The organism is Microbacterium trichothecenolyticum, from assembly GCF_030818955.1.
In the GTDB taxonomy this organism is placed as follows: Bacteria; Actinomycetota; Actinomycetes; order Actinomycetales; family Microbacteriaceae; genus Microbacterium; species Microbacterium trichothecenolyticum_B.
Map to the genome: position 1 here is coordinate 566,789 of NZ_JAUTBF010000001.1, position 20,859 is coordinate 587,647.

The 20,859-nt window shown below is 70.1% G+C and carries 12 protein-coding genes and 1 pseudogene; 9 read left to right on the top strand and 4 right to left on the bottom strand.

Features of this window, described 5'->3' with window-relative positions:
* The first annotated feature begins 52 nt into the window (after positions 1-52).
* The gene (locus tag QE412_RS02695; protein ID WP_307479840.1) at positions 53-1,828 is read left to right on the top strand and encodes a glycosyl transferase; all 1,776 of its coding nucleotides are present in this window, start codon (positions 53-55) and stop codon (positions 1,826-1,828) included.
* A complete protein-coding gene (locus tag QE412_RS02700) occupies positions 1,825-2,775 on the top strand; it encodes a tetratricopeptide repeat protein (protein ID WP_307479842.1) in 951 nt (316 codons plus the stop codon). The genes QE412_RS02695 and QE412_RS02700 overlap by 4 nt, the downstream gene beginning before the upstream one ends.
* Before the next feature lie 72 nt (positions 2,776-2,847).
* Here QE412_RS02700 and glgB read toward each other — a convergent pair whose 3' ends face one another.
* The 3 genes from glgB to glgX form a co-directional block, all read right to left on the bottom strand.
* Positions 2,848-4,989, bottom strand: a complete 2,142-nt coding sequence (gene glgB / locus QE412_RS02705) for a 1,4-alpha-glucan branching protein GlgB (protein WP_307479845.1) — start codon at positions 4,987-4,989, stop codon at positions 2,848-2,850.
* On the bottom strand, positions 4,986-6,953 hold the full coding sequence (locus tag QE412_RS02710) for an alpha-1,4-glucan--maltose-1-phosphate maltosyltransferase (protein ID WP_307486989.1): 1,968 nt from the start codon (positions 6,951-6,953) through the stop codon (positions 4,986-4,988). Before QE412_RS02710 ends, glgB begins: the two co-directional genes overlap by 4 nt.
* 185 nt (positions 6,954-7,138) lie before the next feature.
* On the bottom strand, positions 7,139-9,157 hold the full coding sequence (gene glgX, locus QE412_RS02715) for a glycogen debranching protein GlgX (RefSeq protein WP_307479848.1): 2,019 nt from the start codon (positions 9,155-9,157) through the stop codon (positions 7,139-7,141).
* A 118-nt stretch (positions 9,158-9,275) separates the two neighbouring features.
* On the opposite strand from glgX, the gene QE412_RS02720 reads away from it, so the two are divergent.
* From QE412_RS02720 to QE412_RS02730, 3 genes are all read left to right on the top strand, one after another.
* A complete protein-coding gene (locus QE412_RS02720) occupies positions 9,276-10,460 on the top strand; it encodes a cysteine desulfurase family protein (protein ID WP_307479851.1) in 1,185 nt (394 codons plus the stop codon).
* Positions 10,461-10,469: 9 nt separating this feature from the next.
* Positions 10,470-11,567 carry a tRNA 2-thiouridine(34) synthase MnmA gene (gene mnmA, locus QE412_RS02725; RefSeq protein ID WP_307479853.1) on the top strand — a complete coding sequence of 366 codons (1,098 nt, stop codon included), beginning with the start codon at positions 10,470-10,472 and terminating at the stop codon, positions 11,565-11,567.
* A gap of 206 nt (positions 11,568-11,773) precedes the next feature.
* Positions 11,774-14,227, top strand: a complete 2,454-nt coding sequence (locus QE412_RS02730) for an NAD-dependent DNA ligase LigA (protein ID WP_307479857.1) — start codon at positions 11,774-11,776, stop codon at positions 14,225-14,227.
* 10 nt (positions 14,228-14,237) lie between these two features.
* Here the strand turns inward: QE412_RS02730 and QE412_RS02735 are convergent, their stop codons facing one another.
* Positions 14,238-15,917, bottom strand: a complete 1,680-nt coding sequence (locus QE412_RS02735; protein WP_307479858.1) for a long-chain-fatty-acid--CoA ligase — start codon at positions 15,915-15,917, stop codon at positions 14,238-14,240.
* An 83-nt stretch (positions 15,918-16,000) separates the two neighbouring features.
* Here QE412_RS02735 and gatC point away from each other — a divergent pair, with 83 nt between their 5' ends.
* From gatC to QE412_RS02755, 4 genes and pseudogenes are all read left to right on the top strand, one after another.
* The gene (gene gatC, locus QE412_RS02740; protein ID WP_307479861.1) at positions 16,001-16,300 is read left to right on the top strand and encodes an Asp-tRNA(Asn)/Glu-tRNA(Gln) amidotransferase subunit GatC; all 300 of its coding nucleotides are present in this window, start codon (positions 16,001-16,003) and stop codon (positions 16,298-16,300) included.
* Positions 16,297-17,818 (top strand): annotated as a pseudogene (gene gatA / locus QE412_RS02745) (Asp-tRNA(Asn)/Glu-tRNA(Gln) amidotransferase subunit GatA). Before gatC ends, gatA begins: the two are co-directional and overlap by 4 nt.
* Positions 17,818-19,332 carry an Asp-tRNA(Asn)/Glu-tRNA(Gln) amidotransferase subunit GatB gene (gene gatB / locus QE412_RS02750; RefSeq protein WP_307479864.1) on the top strand — a complete coding sequence of 505 codons (1,515 nt, stop codon included), beginning with the start codon at positions 17,818-17,820 and terminating at the stop codon, positions 19,330-19,332. The pseudogene gatA and the gene gatB overlap by 1 nt, the downstream one beginning before the upstream one ends.
* Before the next feature lie 249 nt (positions 19,333-19,581).
* The gene (locus QE412_RS02755; RefSeq protein WP_307479867.1) at positions 19,582-20,838 is read left to right on the top strand and encodes a DNA polymerase IV; all 1,257 of its coding nucleotides are present in this window, start codon (positions 19,582-19,584) and stop codon (positions 20,836-20,838) included.
* Positions 20,839-20,859 lie beyond the last annotated feature (21 nt).

Here is a 20,859-nt window from a genome sequence, read left to right on the forward strand (position 1 = left end):
AAACGTCGATTCTTCGGTGGCGCCAGTGCCGCCGGTGGGGATGGTGTGAAGCGTGAGATTCGTCTGGGCTGTGGTGGCGTTCGTCATCGCCGCCGTCATGATCGGTGCCGGCATCGCACAGCGGACCGTGTTCCAGGGTCCGTCCGAGACCACGACCACCGTGCAGACCCAGGGTTCGACCCCGTACACGCTCATCGACGGTTCGGTCTTGACCAGCACGCCCGGCGCGCAGACGCTCCGGGTGGGCGGCGATGGGCAGGTCTTCGTCTCGTACGGACGCACGTCCGACGTGAAGGCGTGGCTGGCCGACACCGGCTATACCGCCGTGACGCCGGGGAGCGACGGTGGGGTGCAGACCTCGGTCGTCCAGCCGACGGTGACCGCGTCGGGGCAGGCGGCGGGGCGCAGCCCGGTCGACTCCGACCTGTGGCTCGAGGAGTATGAGCAGACCGGTCCGCTCTCGACCACGTTCCAGCTCCCGTCCGACATGAGTGTTCTCATCGCCTCGGACGGAACGGCCCCGGCGCCGGCCGACATCAGCGTGACCTGGCCGATCGATGACAGCACGCCGTGGGCGGGACCGCTCATCGTCGGCGGCGGAATCGCCCTGCTCGCGGGCCTGGTGCTGTACCTGCTCGGCATCCGGCACGTGCGTCGATCGCGTCGTCCGCGCCGCAAGGGCCTTCCCCTGCCGGTGACCGAGCCCATCTCCATCGCCGACGCGGATGCCGCGGCCAAGGGCGTCGTGAGCGAGTCGCCCGCGCGTCGGTCGCGTCGGGCCTTCATCGCCGTTCCTGCCCTCGGCATGTCTGCGGTCCTGCTGGCGGGCTGTTCCGCCGACGCGTGGCCGCAGCTGGCGCCGAGCGAGACCCCGAGCCCGACGGCGACGGTGATCGTCCCGGACGGACAATTCCCGCCCGCCGTCACCGAGGCGCAGGCGAGGCGTATCGTCGCGCGCGTGTCGACGACGGTGGCGCAGGCCGACGCCGCGCTCGACAAGACGGCCGCGGCGACGCGTCTCACGGGCCCGGCACTGGCCGAGCGCGAGACCAACTACACCCTGCGCGCGGCGATCCCCGATCGCGCGGCCCTTCCGGCCATTCCGGCCGAGCCGGTGCAGATCATCCTCCCCCAGACGACGGGCGCGTGGCCGCGCACGCTCATGACCGTCGTGGAGTCCGCCGACGCTGCCACTCCGACGACCACCATCATGATGCTCACGCAGGAGAATCCCTGGGCCGAGTACAAGGCGGCCTACGTCGGCAACCTGGAGGCCTCCACGAACCTCCCGGAGCTGGCCGCGCCGTACGTGGGTGCGACGCAGGTCCCGCCGGACTCGTCGTTCCTGGTCATGGCGCCGCAGAAGGTGGCGGCCGCCTACGCGGACATCATCAACAACGGGCAGAACAGTGCCTCGCACGGGGCATTCGACACCGCGAACGACCTCCTGCTCTCGGCCATTCAAGACAACAAGACCAAGCGCACCGACGAGCTGAATCAGACCGGCCAGGGGACGGCCGAGATCAGCTTCTCGGCATCCGCGGGTCCGGCGTCGCCGATCGCGCTGGCTACGCTGGACACGGGAGCGATCGTCGCGGTCAACGTATACGAGAGCGACACGGCGAAGCCCACCAATAAAGACGCGGTCATCAAGCTCGACAACAACCCGGCGGTCAAGGCCCTGACCGGTGTCGACCAGTCCGCGACAGGATTCACCACGACCTACTCCGACCAGGTGTTCTTCTACGTTCCGAGCCAGGGCTCCGACGACCAGATCCGCCTGCTCGGCTACCGATCCAGTCTCCTCGAAGCGAAGGTGTCCCCGTGAGCACTCCCGCCCCCGGCTCCGTGATGCGCGGTGCCGTCGATCTGTCGTCGCTGCGCAACCGCCCCCAGCCGCCCGCCCCGGCTCCGACGGCGCTCGCGTCGGAAGCGGGCGCACCCGCCGGTGCGCTCCCGCTCGTCTTCGATGTCACCGACGCGACCTTCGGCGAGGTGCTCGAACTCTCGCGGACGGTTCCGGTGGTCATCGATCTGTGGGCCGAGTGGTGCGGTCCGTGCAAGCAGCTCAGTCCGGTGCTCGAGAAGGTCGTCACGGAACTCGCGGGGCGGCTCGTGCTCGCGAAGGTCGACGTCGACGCCAACCCCCAGCTCGCCCAGGGTTTCCGTGCGCAGTCCATCCCGATGGTTCTCGCGCTCGTCGCGGGTCAGCCCGTGCCGCTGTTCACCGGGGCGGTGCCCGAGCAGCAGGTGCGCGACGTCTTCGCGCAGCTCCTGCAGCTCGCGGCCCAGCACGGGGTTACCGGCACGATCCCCGTCGACGGCACGGCGGGTGCCGATGCTCCCGCCGAGGAACCGCCGCTTCCTCCGCTGCACGCGGAGGCGTTCGCCGCGATCGAGGAGGGCGACTACGCCCGCGCGGTCGCCGCATACGAGAAGGCGCTCGTCGAGAACCCCCGTGATACCGACGCCCGCGCGGGACTCGGCCAGGTGCGTCTGCTCGATCGCGTCCAGGATGCCGACCTGCAGGCGGCCCGCGCGGCCGCTGCCGCCGACCCGACCGGCATCGATGCGCAGTTCCTCGTCGCCGACCTCGACGTCGTGGGTGGTCACGTCGACGATGCGTTCGCGCGTCTGCTCGACCTGTTCGCGGCGCTGCCGGCGGAGGAGCGCGTGCCCGTCCGGGAGCGTCTCCTCGAGCTGTTCGCTCTCGTGGGCGACGACGACGCTCGCGTGATCCGCGCGCGCTCGCGCCTGGCATCCCTGCTGTTCTGACGCCCCGTCGTCACCGACGACGAAGGCCGCGCCCCTCACGGACGCGGCCTTCGTCGTTGCGCGGTGCGGGGATCAGCTTCCGGCGCGGTGGTGCAGCCACAGCACGCCGAGCGGGGGCACCGTGAGCGAGGCGGCGCCGCGGCTGTCGGTGGTGACCGAGCCGAAGTTGCCCTGCCCCGAGCCGCCGAACGCCTCAGCGTCGCTATTGAGGATCTCCGTCCACGTGCCCGCCTCGGGCAGGTCGAGGGGGAAGTCGCCGAGCGGCACGCCCGAGAAGTTGCAGACCACCGCGATGGTGTTCCCGTGGTGGTCGCGGCGGGCGAAGGAGAGCACATTGGGGTTCCACGCGGGGGAGCCCAGGCGCGAGAACGCGGCCGCGTCATGGTCGCGCGACCACAGGGGCGCGTGCTCCTTGTACACGCGGTTGAGCTCGGCGACGAAGTCCCACAGTTGGTGGTGAGAGGGCTGGTCGAGCATCCACCAGTCGAGGCCGCGCGACTCGGACCACTCCGACATCTGACCGAACTCCTGGCCCATGAACAGCAGCTGCTTGCCCGGGTGCCCCCACATGTACGCCAGGAACGCGCGCATGTTCGCGAGCTTCTGCCAGTGGTCGCCCGGCATGCGGCCGAACAGGCTGCCCTTGCCGTGCACGACCTCGTCGTGGCTGATGGGAAGGATGAAGTTCTCGCTGAAGGCGTACACGAACGAGAACGACAGCTCGCCCTCGTGGTGCGACCGGTACATCGGATCGCGCGCGATGTACTGCAGTGAGTCGTTCATCCAGCCCATGTTCCACTTGAAGCCGAACCCGAGGCCGGCGTGCGAGGTGGGGGCGGTCACGCCGGGGAAGCTGGTCGACTCCTCGGCGATCATCGCGATGCCGGGGTAGCGCTTGTAGGAGGTCGCATTGACCTCTTGGAGGAAGCGGATCGCCTCGAGGTTCTCGCGCCCGCCGAACTGGTTGGGCGCCCACTCCCCGTCGTTGCGGGAGTAATCGAGGTAGAGCATGGAGGCCACGGCATCCACCCGCAAACCGTCGACGTGGAACTCCTCGAACCAGTACAGTGCGTTCGCGACGAGGAAGTTGCGCACCTCGTTGCGGCCGTAGTCGAAGATGAGGGTGCCCCAGTCCTTGTGCTCGCCGCGGCGCGGGTCGGGGTGCTCGTACAGCGCCTCGCCGTCGAAACGGGCGAGGGCGAAGTCGTCTTTCGGGAAGTGACCCGGAACCCAGTCCATGATCACGCCGATGCCGGCCTGGTGGAGCCGGTCGATCAGGTAGCGCAGGTCGTCGGGATCGCCGAACCGGCTGGTGGGGGCGTAATAGCCCGACACCTGATACCCCCACGACCCGCCGAAGGGGTGCTCGGACAGGGGGAGGAACTCCACGTGGGTGAAGCCCTGCGCACCGACGTACGCGATGATCTCGTCTGCCGCGTCGCGATACGACAGCCCCGGCTTCCAGGAACCGAGGTGCAGTTCGTAGATCGACAGGGGGCGGTCCAGCGGCGCCGTGCGCGCGCGTTCGTCGATCCACGCGTCATCGGCCCAGGCGTACGCGGAGTCCGTCACGACCGACGCCGTCGCCGGCGGCACCTCGGCCAGACGCGCCATCGGATCGGCCTTCTCGATCCACGCGCTGGCGCGGGTGAGGATCTCGAACTTGTAGCGGGTTCCCACCCCGACCCCCGGTACGAACACCTCCCAGACCCCGCTGCCGCCCATCGACCGCATCGCGCTGCCGGTGCCGTCCCAGCCGTTGAAGTCCCCGATCACCCGCACGGCCCGCGCGTCGGGCGCCCACACGGTGAAGGCGGTGCCGTACGTGCCATCCATCTCGCGCACGTGTGCGCCGAGAACGCGCCAGAGTTCCTCGTGGCGTCCTTCGGAGATCAGGTGCAGGTCGAGCTCGCCGATCGAGGGCGGGTGGCGGTAGCCGTCGTCAGAGGAGTGCTCGTCGCCGCTGTCGTAGGTGGCGCGCACGGTGTAGCGTCCGGGGTGCGCCGCGCCGGCAGCCTCCCAGATCCCCCCGTGCAGGTGCGACAGCGCGACGCTCTCGCCCGTCTCGAGCTCGGCGACCACTTCGCGCGCCAGGGGGCGGCGGGTGCGGATGACCCACCCGTCGCCGCTGCGATGAACACCGAGCACGCTGTGCGGGTCGTGGTGCGCGCCGTTCGCGACGGCATCCAGGATCGCGGGGGGAAGGGTGCTCATCTGTTCTCCTTGACGTGCAGGATGTGCACGGGCTCGGCGAAGGCGTCGAGGCGCACGAAGTTGTGGTCGGCCCACGTCCAGACCTGGCCGGTCACGAGGTCTTCGACGTCGTACGACGTTCCCGGTTCGACACCCCAGACGGTGGTGTCGAGATGGACGGTGCTCTCCCGCGCGGAGTGCGGGTCGACGTTGGCGACGACGATGATCGTGTCGCTGTGCCCCGTCGGCGACAGCGCGGCGTCGAGGTGCTTGGAGTAGACGAGGATCGAATCGTCATCGCTCCAGTGCACGCTGAGGTTGCGCAGCTGGCGAAGCGCGGGGTGGGCGCGACGGGCCGCGTTCAGCATGCGCAGGTACGGCGCGAGAGAATCGCCCGCGGCCTCGGCGCCTTCCCAGTCGCGGAACTTGTACTCGTACTTCTCGTTGTCGATGTTCTCTTCCGAGCCCGGGCGGGCGACGTTCTCGAACAGCTCGTAGCCGGCGTACACCCCGTAGGTGGGCGCTGCGGTCGCGGCGATCGCTGCACGGATCTTGTATGCCGGGCGTCCACCGAACTGCAGGTACTCGGTGAGGATGTCGGGAGTGTTGACGAACAGGTTCGGACGCAGGAAATCGGCCGTCTCGTGGGCGAGTCCCGAGAGGAACTCCTCGAGCTCTTGCTTCGTGTTGCGCCACGTGAAGTAGGTGTAGCTCTGCTGGAAACCGGCCATCGCCAACCCCTGCAGCGGCGCGGGCCGCGTGAAGGCCTCGGCGAGGAACACCGCGTCCGGCTCATCGGCGCTGACGGTGGCGATGAGCCATTCCCAGAACTGCAGGGGCTTGGTGTGGGGGTTGTCGACGCGGAAGATGGTGACGCCCTGCGCGATCCAGTGGCGGATGATGCGCAGCACCTCGGCGCGGATGCCCTCGGGGTCGTTGTCGAAGTTGACCGGGTAGATGTCCTGGTACTTCTTCGGCGGGTTCTCGGCGAACGCGATCGAGCCGTCGGGCAGGGTCGTGAACCACTCGGGGTGAGCGGTGACCCACGGGTGGTCGGGGGAGGCCTGCAGTGCCAGGTCGAGGGCCACCTCGACGCCGTTCTCGCGTGCGGCCGACACGAAGGCGCGGAAGTCGTCGAGGGTTCCGAGGTCGGGGTGCACGGTGTCGTGACCGCCGGCCGCGCCGCCGATGGCCCACGGCGAGCCTGGGTCGCCGGGCTCGGTGACGAGGGTGTTGTTCGGGCCCTTGCGGTTGGTTTGGCCGATCGGATGGATCGGCGGCAGGTACAGCACGTCGAAGCCCATTGCGGCCACACCCGGCAAGCGGTCGATCGCGGTGCGGAAGGTCCCGCTGACGACCGAACCGTCTGCGACGCGCGTGGCCCCCTCGGACCGGGGGAAGAACTCGTACCACGCACCCACGCCGGCGCGCTCCCGCTCGACGAGCACCTCGGCATCCCGACCGATCGACACGAGGCCCATCAGGGGACGCGCCGCGAAGATCTCGGCGATCCCGGGGTCGCGCACGATCTGCAGCGCGACGTCGTCGTGGGTATCGGTGTCGCGCAGCGCGCGAGCGGCCTCGTACAGCACGTCTTTGTCGGTGCCGGGGCGCTTCTTCTCGCCGCGCGCGCGATCGAGCAGCTGTGCGCCCATCTCGCGCATGAGCGCGGTATCGATGCCGGCGGCGATCTTGATCTCGGCGGCGTGCTCCCACGTTGCGAAGTCGTCGGCGTACGCCTCGAACCGGAAGCGCCAGACGCCCTGTTCGAGCGGGGCGACGAGCACCGACCACCGGTCGAACCCGTCGTTCAGCGGGCTCAATCGATGCAGGGACTCGTCGCCGGAGGGGGAGAACAGACGCAGATTGACACCGATGCGATCGTGGCCCTCGCGGAAGGCCGTGACGGTGAACGGGACGGCCTCGCCCACGTACGCCGACGGTCGGAAGCGTCCACCCGGGACGCTCGGATGCGGCTCCGCCATGGGGATGCGCGGGGTGACCACGCTGCGCGACGTCGCTGTCGGCTTGACCGGACGCACCGGGATCGGGGCGGCACTGCGCCAGGGCAGCTCGGGCGAAGGAGTCGTCGTGTCGGCCACGCTCCGAACCTACCGCGGGCCGGCGGCGTTGCCCTCACCTTCGCCGTGGCCTTGACAGGGCGCGCCGGTCACTCGACGCGGAACAGTCGCATCGACGTACCCGCGATCGGCACGATCTCGCCCGGCGCGAACCGTTCGGCATGATCGCTCGGAGACTCATCGGCGCTGGACCACAGCGAGACGAAGGTCGCCCGCTCGGGCTCGTCGAGCACCGGCAGCACGATGTCGATGGGCTGCTCGGTGCCATGAACGACGAGGAGGACGCGATTGGGCTCCTCGTGTTCGGGGGTCGAGGTCGCGAGGTATTGCAGAGTCCGGTGGGCGGGGTCGTTCCAGCCCTCGCTCGACATCGTCTCGCCGCGCTCGTCGAACCACTGCATGACCGAGGCGGAGGGGATCCGTTCACCGAGGCGCGCGAACCGCTTGGGCCGCAGCGCGGGGTTGTCGCGCCGTAGCTGCAGCAGGCGCTGCGTGTGGGCGAAGAGGTCGCGTTGCCAGGGCGCGAGGTTCCACGACAGCCACGTGAGCGCCGAGTCGTGGCAGTAGGCGTTGTTGTTGCCGCGCTGCGTGCGTCCCATCTCGTCGCCCGCCGTGATCATCGGGATGCCGGCCGAGGTCAGCAGGGTGCCCATGAGGTTGCGCATGGCTTTGCGTCGCGTCGCGAGCACGCGCTCGTCGTTGGTGCTCCCCTCGGCGCCGTGGTTGAACGAGCGGTTCGTGTCGGCGCCGTCGCGGTTCTGCTCGCCGTTGCCGAGATTGTGCTTCACGTCGTACGAGACGAGATCGCGCAGGGTGAAGCCGTCGTGCGCGGTGACGAAGTTGACACTGGCCAGCGGCCCCCGTTCTGCGGCGAAGGTGTTCGACGAGCCGGCCAGCCGCGTCGCGAAGCCGCCGATACCCGCCGGAGCGTTGTCGGCGCGGCGGGCGTAGTCGATGTCGCTCAGCCAGAAGTTGCGGACGCGATCGCGGTACCGGTCGTTCCACTCGTGCCACCCGTCGCCGAAGTTGCCGGTCTGCCAGCCGCCCATGCCGACGTCCCACGGCTCGGCGATGAGCTTGGTATCGGCGAGGGCCTCGTCGTCGCGGATGGCCTGGAGCAGCGGGTGATCGGGTGTGAACGAGTGGTGGGCGTCGCGCCCCAGCGTCACCGCCAGATCGAAGCGGAAGCCGTCGATCTGCACGTCGTTGGCCCAGTAGCGCAGCGAATCGAGCACGAGGCGCGCCGCGGCATCCGTCGCCGTGTTCACCGCGTTCCCGCACCCGGTCTCGTCGATGTACGACCCCTCCTCGGTCTGGCGGTAGTACGACCGGTTGTCGATCCCGCGCAGGCTCGTGCGGGGGCCGCCGATGCCCTCTTCGGCGGTGTGGTTGTACACCACGTCGAGGATGACCTCGAGACCGGCCTCGTGCAGCAGCTTCACCATGCCCTTGAACTCGCGCAGCACCGCTTCGGGACCTTCGGCCTGGCTGGCGGCCGTGGCATACGCGGCGTGCGGGGTGAAGAAGTTGAGGGAGTTGTAGCCCCAGTAGTTCGTCAGGCCGAGCTGCAGCAGACGGGGCTCGGTGGCGAACGCGTGCACCGGAAGGAGCTCGACGCTGGTGATTCCGAGCGAGAGGAAGTGCTCGATCATCGCCGGGTGTGCCAGTCCCGCGTAGGTGCCGTGCAGGGCGGGCGGGATGAAGGGATGCCGCTTGGTGAGTCCCTTGACGTGCCCCTCGTAGATGACCGTGCGGTCCAGCGGCACCCGGGGCTTGAGCGAGGACCCCCAGTCGAATCCGCCGTCGACGACGACGGAGCGCCAGTCGCCGAAGTTGCCCGAGACGAGGCCTCGCGCGTACGGCTCGATCAGCAGCGTCTGCGGATTGAAGGTGTTGCCGGCACCGTGTGGTCCGCCCACGCGGATCGCGTAGCGCGCGCCGGGACGCAGCAGCGGTGTCGTCGCCTCGAAGACGCCGTCGCCGAGAGCGGTCATGGGCAGCGTCTCGGTGGCCCAGTCGAGGTCGACGTCGTCGAACACGAGCAGCTGCATCGCATCGGCGTGGCCGGACCAGACGCGGAGCGTTCCTCCGTCGGGGCCGAGCCTCACGCCGAGGTCGTCGAAGGCGTGGGCGAGCAAGCCGGGGCCGGGCGCGGAGGGCAGTCTCGGGTCGGACCATGCGTCTTAGGGTAGTGAAGGCGGCCGGTGATGTCGGGAGGGCGGTGCCATGCAGGTCTACCTCGATCACGCAGCGACGGCTCCTTTGCGCGCAGAGGCACGCGACGCCTGGCTGGCCGCACACGACGTGCTCGGTAACCCGTCGTCGATCCACGGTGCCGGGCAGGCGGCACGGCGGCTGCTCGAAGACGCGCGCGACGAGCTCGCGGCGGTGCTGCACTGCCAGCCCATCGAGATCGTCTTCACCTCCGGTGGCACCGAGTCCGCGAACCTGGCGCTGAAGGGTCTATGGTGGGCTCGACCCCCGTCGGCAGACGCCGTGGTGCTGCCCGACGGCGAGCATCACGCCACGCTCGACGTCGTCGGCTGGCTCGCCTCCCACGAACGGGCGGCGATACGCGCGGTCGGTCTCGACCGGCTGGGCCGCATCGATGCACGACGTTTCGCCGAAGCCCTGCCGGGAGCCGCGCTGGCGACCGCGCTGGTGGCCAACAACGAGGTGGGGACGCTGCAGAATGCCGGGGCGCTGGCATCCGCGGCAGCCGCGGCCGACGTGCCCCTGCACCTCGACGCCGTGTCGGCACTCGGCAGCGTCCCGGTCGACTTCGCCGCCTGGCGCGGGGCGGGGGCGGCCGCCGGGGGACTGGTGGCGCTGTCGGTGTCAGCGCACAAGGTCGGTGGACCGGTGGGCGTGGGGGCGGCCGTCGTCTCGCGCCATGCGCGCCTGACACCTCTCGTACACGGCGGCGGACAGCAGCGGGGTCTGCGCGCGGGCACGCAGGACGTCGCCGGGGCCGCGGCCTTCGCCGCGGCGGCCACGGTGGCCGAGGCCGAGCGGGTGGAAGAGAGCGCGCGGCTCGCCGTCCTTCGCGAGCGCTTGATCCGCGGCATCCTCACCACCGTTCCCGGTGCCCGGCTGCTCGGCGACCCGGTCGACCGTCTGCCCGGGAACGTGCACGTGCTGTTCCCGGATGCCGCGGGCGAGACGCTGCTGTTCCTGCTCGACATGGCGGGGATCGCGGTGTCGACCGGGTCGGCGTGCCAGGCCGGCGTCGCCGAGCCGTCGCACGTGGTGCTCGCCCTCGGCCTCGACGACCGCGCGGCGCGGTCGGTGCTGCGTTTCACTCTCGGGCGCACCTCGACCTCGAACGATGTGGATGCCGTGCTCGCGCGCCTTCCCGAGGTGTATGCCCGGGCTGTGGCATCCGGAGCCCGTTCAGTCGGCGGTTCGTAGACTGGGAGCATGCGAGTACTGGCGGCGATGAGCGGTGGGGTCGACTCCGCGGTGGCCGCGGCCCGCGCGGTGGAGGCCGGTCACGACGTGGTCGGGGTGCACCTGGCCTTGTCGCGTGCCGGCGGGACCCTGCGCGCCGGCAGTCGCGGCTGTTGCACGATCGAAGACGCGATGGACGCCCGACGCGCCGCCGACAAGCTCGGTATGCCGTTTTACGTGTGGGACTTCTCGGAGCGTTTCCGCGACGACGTGATCGACGACTTCGTGGCGGAGTACCGCGCGGGTCGCACACCCAACCCGTGCATGCGCTGCAACGAGAAGATCAAGTTCGCCGCCCTGCTCGAGCGGGCGATCGAGCTCGGTTTCGACGCGGTGTGCACCGGGCACTACGCCACCCTCGTCGACACGCCCGAGGGGCGCGAGTTGCACCGGGCCTCCGACAATGCGAAGGATCAGTCGTACGTGCTCGGCGTGCTGACGGCCGAGCAGCTCGCACACACGTATTTCCCGCTCGGGGCGACGCCGTCGAAGGCGCTCGTGCGCGCGGAGGCTGCCGAGCGCGGGCTGACCGTCGCGCACAAGCCCGACAGCCACGACATCTGCTTCATCCCCGACGGCGACACGCGCGGGTGGCTGGCCGAACGGGTCGGCGCCGAGAAGGGCGAGATCCTCGATCGGTCGGGCGCCGTGGTGGGAACGCACGACGGCGCGCACGCGTTCACCGTCGGCCAGCGCCGCGGACTGCAGCTGGGCGTACCCGCCGCCGACGGCAAGCCGCGCTTCGTGCTCGAGGTGCGCCCGGTGAACAACACCGTCGTCGTGGGCCCGAAAGAGGCACTGGCGTGTGCCGAGATCGCGGGGGAGCGCTTCACGTGGGCGGGTCGGGCGCCGTCGGAGACGTCGTTCGCGTGCGACGTGCAGATCCGCGCGCACGCCGACCCCGTGCCGGCGATGGCCGTGCTCGAGGGCGGCGTGCTGAGCGTGCGGCCCGAGACGCCGTTCGACGGCGTGGCGCCCGGTCAGACCGCCGTGTTGTACGACGGCACGCGCGTCATCGGGCAGTTCACGATCGATCGCACGGTGTCGGCGGTGCCCGTCGGGGCGTGAACCGCGGGGCGTGGGTGTCGGGGCGTTCTTCGGAGCCTGGCGCCGCGCGTTTCTCGGGCTGGTGTGATCACGGGAGGACGAGGGCGGGCGAAGGATGCCGTGGGCGTTCTGGCCCTCCGTTCCTTTCTGACCCTCCGCCCGTCACGCCGCGCCCGGGCCGAAGCAAGGCCCGCGTCGATGTCGGAGGCTCTCCCTAAGCTGGATGGGTGACAGAGCACGACCAGCTTCCCGACCTGAGCCTCGACGACGCGCGTGTCGAGGCCGCCGACCTCACGCAGCGCATCGTCGGCGCCCGCGAGGCGTACTACGGGCAGGATGCCGAGCTGGTCGACGACGCCACCTACGACGCCTGGATGCATCGGCTCGAGGCCATCGAGCGGCTTCATCCCGAGTTGCAGGGGCAGGACAGCCCCACGCAGTCCGTCGGCGCGGCCACGACGACGGAGCTTGCGACCATCGAGCACGCCGAACGCATGCTGAGCCTCGACAACGTCTTCTCGATCGACGAGCTCCGCGACTGGGCGATCAAGACCGAGGCTGCGGCCGGCCGCCGCGTGCGCTGGCTCACCGAGCTCAAGATCGACGGCCTCGCGATCAGCCTGCGCTATGAGAACGGTGTTCTCACTTCTGCCGCGACGCGCGGCGACGGACGGGTGGGCGAGATCGTCACCGACAACGCGTTGCGAGTCGCCGGCATCCCGCGCGAGCTGAAGGGGACGGGGCATCCGCCGCTGGTCGAGGTCCGCGGAGAGGTCTTCATCCCGATCGCTGCGTTCGAGAACCTCAACGCCCTTCAGGCGCAGTATCGGGATCGCGCGGTCGACGAAGCTCGTGCCCGGTCGGCCGGGCGCCTGTCGGGCGCACGAGCGTTCGATCGCGAGAAGGCCGAACAAGCCGCCGCGCGCCGCTTCCCCGCCTTCGCCAATCCGCGCAACGCCGCCAGCGGCGGCCTGCGGCAGCAGCTCGAGAAGAAGTCGGGGCTCGAACTCGACGCGGCGCTCGCACGCATCGCCGCTCTGCGGCTGTACGTGCACGGAATCGGCGCGTGGGCAGAGCCGCCCGTCGCCTCGCAGAGCGAGATCTACCGTCTGCTCGAACGCTGGGGGCTCCCGACGTCTCCCCACACCGCCGTCGAAGACTCCATCGACGGGGTGGTGGCGTACGTCGAGCGTCACGGCGCACAGCGCCACGACCCCTCCAGCGCCGTCGAGCACGAGATCGATGGCGTCGTGGTCAAGATCGACGAGCTCGCGCTGCACGACGAGCTCGGAGCCACGAGCCGTGCTCCGCGGTGGGCCATCGCCTTCAAATACCCTCCCGAGCAGGTCAACACGAAGCTCATCGACATCGTCGTCTCGGTCGGGCGCACGGGCCGGGCGACGCCGTACGCGGTGATGGAGCCCGCCCACGTGGCGGGCAGCGTCGTGCGTCAGGCCACGTTGCACAATCAAGACGTCGTCAAGATCAAGGGCGTGCTCATCGGAGACACCGTCGTGCTCCGCAAGGCCGGCGACGTGATCCCCGAGGTGCTCGGTCCGGTCGTCGAGCTGCGCGACGGCTCGGAGCGGGCCTTCGTGATGCCGACCGATTGCCCCGAGTGCGGCACGCCGCTGCGTCCCGCGCGAGAGGGCGACAAAGACCTGCGGTGTCCCAATGCGCGTTCGTGTCCCGCTCAGGTGCGAGGCCGGATCGAGCACGTCGGTTCCCGCAACGCCCTCGATGTCGAGGGTCTCGGCGAGGTCTCCGCGCTCGCGCTGTCGCAGCTCGCGCGTGAGGTGCGAGCGGTGCGCCCGGTGCGACTGTCGGAGCGGCCGGCGCCCACCGAGCGTCCACGCCTGCGCTGGTCGCTTCGCCCGCGGCGTCACCCGGCGACCGTCGAGGCGCGCCTGTTCGAGCTCACGGCCAAAGACCTGTTCCCGATCGAGATCGTCATGCGCGATGTCGAGACCGGGCTCCCGCGTCTCAAGCCCGACGGCAGCCCTGACGTTCGCGCCCCGTTCCGGCGGCGGCGGACCAAGAACGATCCGCCGCACGTGCCCGGCGGTGCCTTCGACGGCGACACCGAGTTCGTCCCCTCCAAGGCGGCCGATGAATTGCTCGAAGGACTGCGACAGGCGAAAGCCAAAGACCTGTGGCGCATCCTGGTCGCGCTGAACATCCGACATGTGGGTCCGCCCACCGCGCGGGCGCTGGCGCAGTGGTTCGGCTCGGTGCGCGCGATGCAGCGTGCGACACGCGACGAGCTCGCGGCGGTCGAGGGGGTCGGCGGCATCATGGCCGACGCGATCATCGACTGGTTCGCCGTCGACTGGCATCATGAGATCGTCGATCGGTGGGAGGCTGCCGGCGTCCAACTTGCGACACCCGGCCACCCGGGCCCGGGCGGCGCCGTCACCGAGGGCGGCGTTCTCGAAGGTCTCACCGTCGTGGCGACCGGCTCGCTCGAGGGGTATACCCGCGAAGGAGCGCAAGAGGCGATCATCAACGCCGGAGGAAAAGCGGCGTCGAGCGTTTCGAAGAAGACGGACTTCGTCGCTGCCGGTCCGGGCGCGGGGTCGAAGCTGGCGAAGGCCGAGGCTCTTGGCATCCCCGTCCTCGACGCCGCGCAGTTTCACCTGTTGGTCACGCGGGGGGCCCGAAGCCCTGGGGTCCACGGCTGAGGGCTGAGCCTCACCGGGCGAGCAGCGTGTCGCGCACCTGCCGACGCAGCACCTTCCCGATGAGAGAGCGCGGCAGATCGTCGACCACGACGATGCGCTTGGGCACCTTGTACGGGGTCAGGATGCCGCGCGCGAACGCCCGGAGTGCTTCGGCATCGACCTCGCCGCCGCCGGCGGGGACGACGGCTGCGACGACCTCTTCGCCGGAGTGCTCGCTGGGCAGGCCCACCACCGCGACGTCCGCCACGGACGGGTGCTGACGCAAGACGTTCTCGACCTCGGTCGGAGCGACGTTGAAACCGCCCGTGATGATGAGTTCCTTGATGCGATCGACGATGCGGACGAAGCCGTCGTCGTCGATCGTGACGATGTCGCCGGTGCGGAACCACCCGTCGACGAAGACCTCCTCGGTCTTCTCGGGCTTGCCGTAATAGCCCGAGAACACCTGCGGGCCGCGTACGAGCAGTTCGCCGCGTTCCACGTCGGTACGAGGATCGTCGGGGTCGACGACGCGGCACTCGGTACCGGGGAGCGGAAGCCCCACCGTACCGGCGACGCGATTGTCGGCGACGGGGTTCGCCATGAGCACCGGGGAGCACTCGCTCAGACCGTATCCTTCGACGAGGTAGCCACCGGTCGCCTTCTCGAACGGTACGACGAGTTCGTGGGGGAGCGCCATGGCGCCCGAGATGGCGACGTCGGTGCCGGCCAGCGACACGCCCTTTGCTTCGGCGGCCGCGAGGAGGCGGTCGGCGATCGGCGGAACCAGTGGCAGGAAGGTCGCGGGGTGCTTCTTCGTCACCGCGAGCACCAGGTCGGGGTCGAACTTGGGGAACAGCACGAGGCGCGCCCCCATCGACATCGCGAACGTCAGGCACAGGGTCAGCCCGTACGCGTGGAACATGGGCAGCACCGCGTAGACGACGCAGCCCTCGCCTCGCACGATCTGCGGAACCCAGGCACGGGCCTGCGCGGCGTTCGCGAGCAGGTTGGCGTGCGTGAGCATCGCGCCCTTGGGGGCGCCCGTCGTGCCGCTGGTGTACTGGATGATCGCCAGATCATCGGTCGCGGGGCGGGGGTGCGTCTCGGGCAGCGGCCCGTGGCGGAGCAGCTCGCGCCACGGTGTGGCATCCCGGGTCTTCGTCGTCAGGGCCGCGCGGGACTGGCGTGCCTTGGCGAGGGGGAGGCGCAGCGCGAGCCGCGTGAGTCGGGGCATCGCCTCGGTGACGTCGACCGAGACCAGGGTGTTCACGCGCAGATCGGACGGGAACTCCTGCACGGTGGCGACGACCTTGCTCCACACGATCGCGTGCTTGGCTCCGTGGTCCTCGAACTGCTTGCGCAGCTCTCGCGGTGTGTAGAGCGGGTTGTGCTCGACGACGACGGCTCCCAGACGCAGCACGGCGTAGAACGCGACGATGTGCTGAGGACAGTTCGGCAGCACGATGGCCACCGGGTCTCCGGCGCGCACGCCGTGCGACGCGAGGGCGGCGGCCGCGCGCGCGATCTGGTCGGACAGGTCGGCGTAGGTCGTCTCGCGGCCGAAGAACTGCAGGGCCGGGGCGTCGGGGTAGTCGTGGACCGAGGCGTCGACGATGTCGACGAGTGAACCGCTCTGCGCAGCGAGGTCTTCGGGCACGCCCGGGGCGTAGCTGCGGGTCCAGGGGCGCGGCGGCTCGAAACTCGTCACCCGGCCAGCCTACGGGGCTCCTCCGCCCGGCGCGGAAGCGCGCGCGAACGAGACGCGAACGCGACGCGAACTAGACTCGTGGGGTGTCTGAAATCACTCCCGATCTCGTGCGCCATCTCGGTGTGCTCGCCCGGATCCAGTTGAGCGACGAGGAGATCCAGAGCCTGACCGGTCAGCTGGATGCCATCGTCGACAACATCGCGAAGGTGTCCGAGGTGGCGACGCCCGACGTCGTCGCCACGAGCCACCCGATCCCGCTCGAGAACGTCTTCCGTCCCGATGTCGTGCAGCCGCAGCTCACCCGTGAGCAGGTGCTGCAGAACGCACCCGACCAGGCCGACGGCCGGTTCCGTGTGACCGCGATCCTGGGGGAGGAACAGTGACCGATCTCACCCGCCTGAGCGCCGCCGACCTCGCCGCCGCGCTGGCGAAGAACGAGGTGTCCAGCGTCGAGGCGACGCAAGCGCACCTCGACCGTATCGCCGCCGTCGACGGCGACGTGCACGCGTTCCTGCACGTCAGCGACCACGCACTCGAGGTCGCGGCCGACATCGACCGACGGCGTGCCGACGGCGAGCAGTTGCACGAGCTCGCGGGTGTCCCGCTGGCCGTGAAGGACGTACTCGTCACGACCGACATGCCCTCCACGAGCGGATCGAGAATCCTCGAGGGGTACATGTCTCCCTACGACGCCACCGTCGTCGCGCGCTCGCGCGCCGCGGGCCTGGTGCCGCTCGGGAAGACCAACATGGACGAGTTCGCCATGGGCTCCTCGACGGAGTTCTCCGCCTACGGTCCCACGCGCAACCCGTGGGACCTCGACCGCATCCCCGGCGGCTCCGGCGGCGGTTCGGCTGCGGCCGTCGCGGCCTTCGAAGCGCCGCTGGCCCTCGGCTCCGACACGGGTGGTTCCATCCGCCAGCCCGCGCACGTCACCGGCACGGTGGGCGTGAAGCCCACCTACGGCGGTGTGAGTCGCTACGGCGCGATCGCCCTGGCATCCAGTCTGGATCAGGTCGGTCCTGTGACTCGCACCGTGCTCGACGCGGGTCTGCTGCACGACGTCATCGGCGGCTACGACGCCAACGACTCGACCTCGCTCAGCGATGCGTGGCCGTCTTTCGCCGCCGCCGCGCGAGAGGGCGCCACCGGTCAGGTGTTGAAGGGTCTGAAGGTCGGGGTCGTGCGTGAGCTCGACGGAACGGGGTTCCAGTCCGGCGTCGCCGCGTCCTTCCGCGCGGCCCTCGCAGCCATGGAGGCCCAGGGCGCCGAGATCGTCGAGATCAGCGCGCCGCACTTCGAGTACGGCGTCGCCGCGTACTACCTGATCCTCCCCGCCGAGGCATCGAGCAACCTCGCCAAGTTCGACTCGGTGCGCTTCGGTCTTCGCGTGACGCCGCAGGGCACACCGACGGTCGAGAACGTCATGGCCGCCACACGCGACGCCGGCTTCGGCCCCGAGGTGAAGCGCCGCATCATCCTCGGCACCTATGCCCTGTCGGCCGGCTACTACGACGCGTACTACGGCAGCGCGCAGAAGGTCCGCACGCTCATCCAGCAGGACTTCGATGCCGCGTTCGCACAGGTCGACGTCATCGCGACGCCCTCGTCGCCGACCACGGCGTTCCGGCTCGGCGAGAAGATCGACGACCCGCTGCAGATGTACCTCAACGACATCACCACGATCCCGGCGAACCTCGCCGGTGTCCCGGGCATCTCGATCCCGAGCGGCCTCGCCGAGGAAGATGGGCTGCCCGTCGGCATCCAGTTCCTCGCCCCCCGCGCGCGAAGACGCTCGTCTGTACCGCGTCGGCGCGGCCCTCGAGGCCCTGCTCGTCGACCAGTGGGGCGGCCCCCTGCTGGACCGCGCCCCCTCTCTCACGAACGGAGCGTCGCTCTGATGGCGAAAGACGCACTCATGGACTTCGACGAGGCGCTCGAGCGGTTCGAGCCCGTCCTCGGTTTCGAGGTGCACGTCGAATTGAACACCGCGACCAAGATGTTCTCGGCTGCGCCCAACCCTGCCAACGAGGCCAATCACGGAGCCGAGCCCAACACGCTCGTCGCCCCCGTCGACATGGGCCTGCCCGGCGCACTCCCGGTCGTCAACGCCGAGGCGATCCGCTCGTCGATCAGCCTGGGCCTGGCCCTCGGCTGCTCGATCGCGCCGTCGAGCCGGTTCGCGCGGAAGAACTACTTCTACCCCGACCTGGGCAAGAACTACCAGATCTCGCAGTACGACGAGCCGATCGCGTTCGAAGGCTCGGTCGAGGTCGAGCTCGAGGACGGCACGATCGTGACCGTGCCGATCGAGCGCGCCCACATGGAGGAGGATGCCGGCAAGCTCACCCACATGGGCGGTTCGACCGGTCGCATCCAGGGCGCCGAGTACTCGCTCGTCGACTACAACCGCGCAGGGGTCCCGCTGGTCGAGATCGTGACCAAGCCGATCTTCGGCGCGGAGCACTCGGCTCCGGCGCTGGCGAAGGCCTACGTCGCGACGATCCGTGACATCGTGCGCGCCCTGGGCATCTCCGAGGCCAAGCTCGAACGCGGCAACCTGCGCTGCGACGCGAACGTCTCGCTGCGCCCCCGCGGCCAGGAGAAGCTCGGAACCCGCACCGAGACGAAGAACGTCAACTCGATGCGTTCGGTCGAGCGCGCCGTCCGGTACGAGATCCAGCGCCAGGCCGCGATCCTCGCCAAGGGCGGCACGATCACGCAGGAGACGCGTCACTGGCACGAGGACACCGGCCGCACCTCGCCGGGCCGTCCGAAGTCGGATGCCGACGACTACCGCTACTTCCCCGAGCCCGACCTGCTGCCGGTGGTGCCCGCGCCCGAGCTGATCGAAGAGCTGCGCGCCGCGCTCCCCGAGCCACCCGCCGCCCGTCGTCGCCGTCTGAAGGCCGAGTGGGGCTTCACCGACCTGGAGTTCCAGGACGTCGCCAACGGCGGCCTGCTCGACGCGGTCGCCGACACGATCGCGGCGGGCGCGGCGCCGGCCGCTGCCCGCAAGTGGTGGACGGGCGAGATCACCCGCGTCGCCAACGCCCAGGAGCGCGACGCGGAAGACCTCGTGTCGCCGCAGAACGTCGCCGCCCTGCAGCAGCTCGTCGACGCGGGCACGCTCACCGACAAGCTCGCGCGCCAGGTGCTCGAGGGCGTCATCGCCGGTGAGGGAACCCCGCAAGAGGTCGTCGACGCGCGCGGTCTCGCGGTCGTCTCGGACGACGGCGCCCTGATCGCCGCCATCGACGAGGCCCTCGCCGCGCAGCCCGACGTGCTCGCGAAGATCCGCGACGGCAAGGTGCAGGCCGCCGGCGCCGTCATCGGCGCGGTGATGAAGGCCATGAAGGGCCAGGCCGACGCCGCACGCGTGCGCGAGCTCGTGCTGGAGCGCGCCGCCCAGTAAGACACCGGATGCCACGACCCGCTCTGTGAGCCCGGGGTCGTGGCATCCGTCGTGTCCGGGGGATTCGTCGGCCGCGTCGTCTGACCGTTCGCGGAAGGGGCGGCGGGGCCGGTGCGCAAGGTGGGCGATGTGCGCAGGCTCCGTGGGTTTCGCGGGTTCTCGGCTGAGGTTGTGCGCGGCGCGGAGGTCGTGTGCGGGGCGGCACCGCGACCGGCCTCGATGTCAGAGGTCCGGGGGAGAATGGATGCCATGGGACGAGGCGATGGCACGGGGCGCCTCGTCTCGCGTGCCGACGCCGACGACACGGGCACCGGCATCCTGCACGTCGACATGGACGCGTTCTTCGCCTCGGTCGCCGTGCTCGACGACCCCTCGCTCGCGGGGAAGCCGCTGATCATCGGCGGTTCCGAGGGGCGCGGGGTGGTCTCGAGCGCGTCGTACGAGGCGCGGCGGTACGGGGTGAGGTCGGCGATGCCGGTCGCGATCGCCCTGCGATTGTGCCCGACGGCCATCGTCGTGAATCCGCCCTACCACCGCTACACCGAGATGTCGCGACAGGTCATGGCGATCTTCCACGACGTGACGCCGCTGGTCGAACCCCTGTCGATCGACGAGGCGTTCCTCGACGTGCGTGGCGCGCGGCGGCTGTGGGGGAGCCCGGGCACCATCGCCCGCGACCTGCGGGCCCGGGTGAAGGCCGAGACGGGGCTGACCTGCAGCATCGGGGTCGCCGCCACCAAGCACGTCGCCAAGATGGCATCCACCATCTCCAAGCCCGATGGGCTGCTCGTCGTCGCCGCGGCCGACACCGAGGCGTTTCTGCGTCCGCGCTCGGTGCGGGCACTGTGGGGCGTCGGGCCCAAGGCTGCCGAGGCGTTGGAGGGGCGCGGCATCCGTCTGGTCTCCGACATCCTCGATACGCCGCGGCACGCGCTCGACCAGGTGCTCGGCGCCGCGATGGGCGAGCGGATCTGGCATCTCTCCCGCGGTATCGACGCCCGCGAGGTGCACACGGCACGCACCGAGAAGAGCGTGGGACACGAAGAGACCTTCCACGCCGATATCTCCGACACGCGGACTCTGCACGTGGAGTTGCGACGGCTGGCCGACCGCGTCGGTGCGCGACTGCGTGCCCAGGACTATGAAGCGTCGACGATCTCGATCAAGGTGCGCTTCTCCGATTTCACGACCCTCAGCCGGTCTCGCACCCTGCCCGATCCGACGTCCGTCGGGCAGCGCATCGGCGACGCTGCGATCGAGTTGTTCGACGCGATCGACCGGCGCATGGCGGTGCGGCTGATCGGCGTGCGGGGTGAAAAACTCAAGCCGGCCGCGATGGCGGCCACGCTGTGGGACGACGACGCGGAGTGGCGCGCCGTCGAGGACGCCCTCGACGGCGCCACGGCGCGCTTCGGCCGCGGCGCGGTCACGCGCGGCTCGCTCCTCGGCCCGGCGCGCGGCGGGGGAGCCCTCCCCACCAACCCGCGACCCTCCTACGACCACTGAGCAGTCGCGTGGCACGCCCGC

What these genes read in the sequence shown, in the direction of transcription:
- glgB (WP_307479845.1), bottom strand. Translation starts at nt 4,989, where the DNA reads ATGAGCACCCTTCCCCCCGCGATCCTGGATGCCGTCGCGAACGGCGCG.
- QE412_RS02710 (WP_307486989.1), bottom strand. Translation starts at nt 6,953, where the DNA reads ATGGCGGAGCCGCATCCGAGCGTCCCGGGTGGACGCTTCCGACCGTCG.
- QE412_RS02720 (WP_307479851.1), top strand. Translation starts at nt 9,276, where the DNA reads ATGCAGGTCTACCTCGATCACGCAGCGACGGCTCCTTTGCGCGCAGAG.
- mnmA (WP_307479853.1), top strand. Translation starts at nt 10,470, where the DNA reads ATGCGAGTACTGGCGGCGATGAGCGGTGGGGTCGACTCCGCGGTGGCC.
- gatB (WP_307479864.1), top strand. Translation starts at nt 17,818, where the DNA reads ATGGCGAAAGACGCACTCATGGACTTCGACGAGGCGCTCGAGCGGTTC.
- QE412_RS02755 (WP_307479867.1), top strand. Translation starts at nt 19,582, where the DNA reads ATGGGACGAGGCGATGGCACGGGGCGCCTCGTCTCGCGTGCCGACGCC.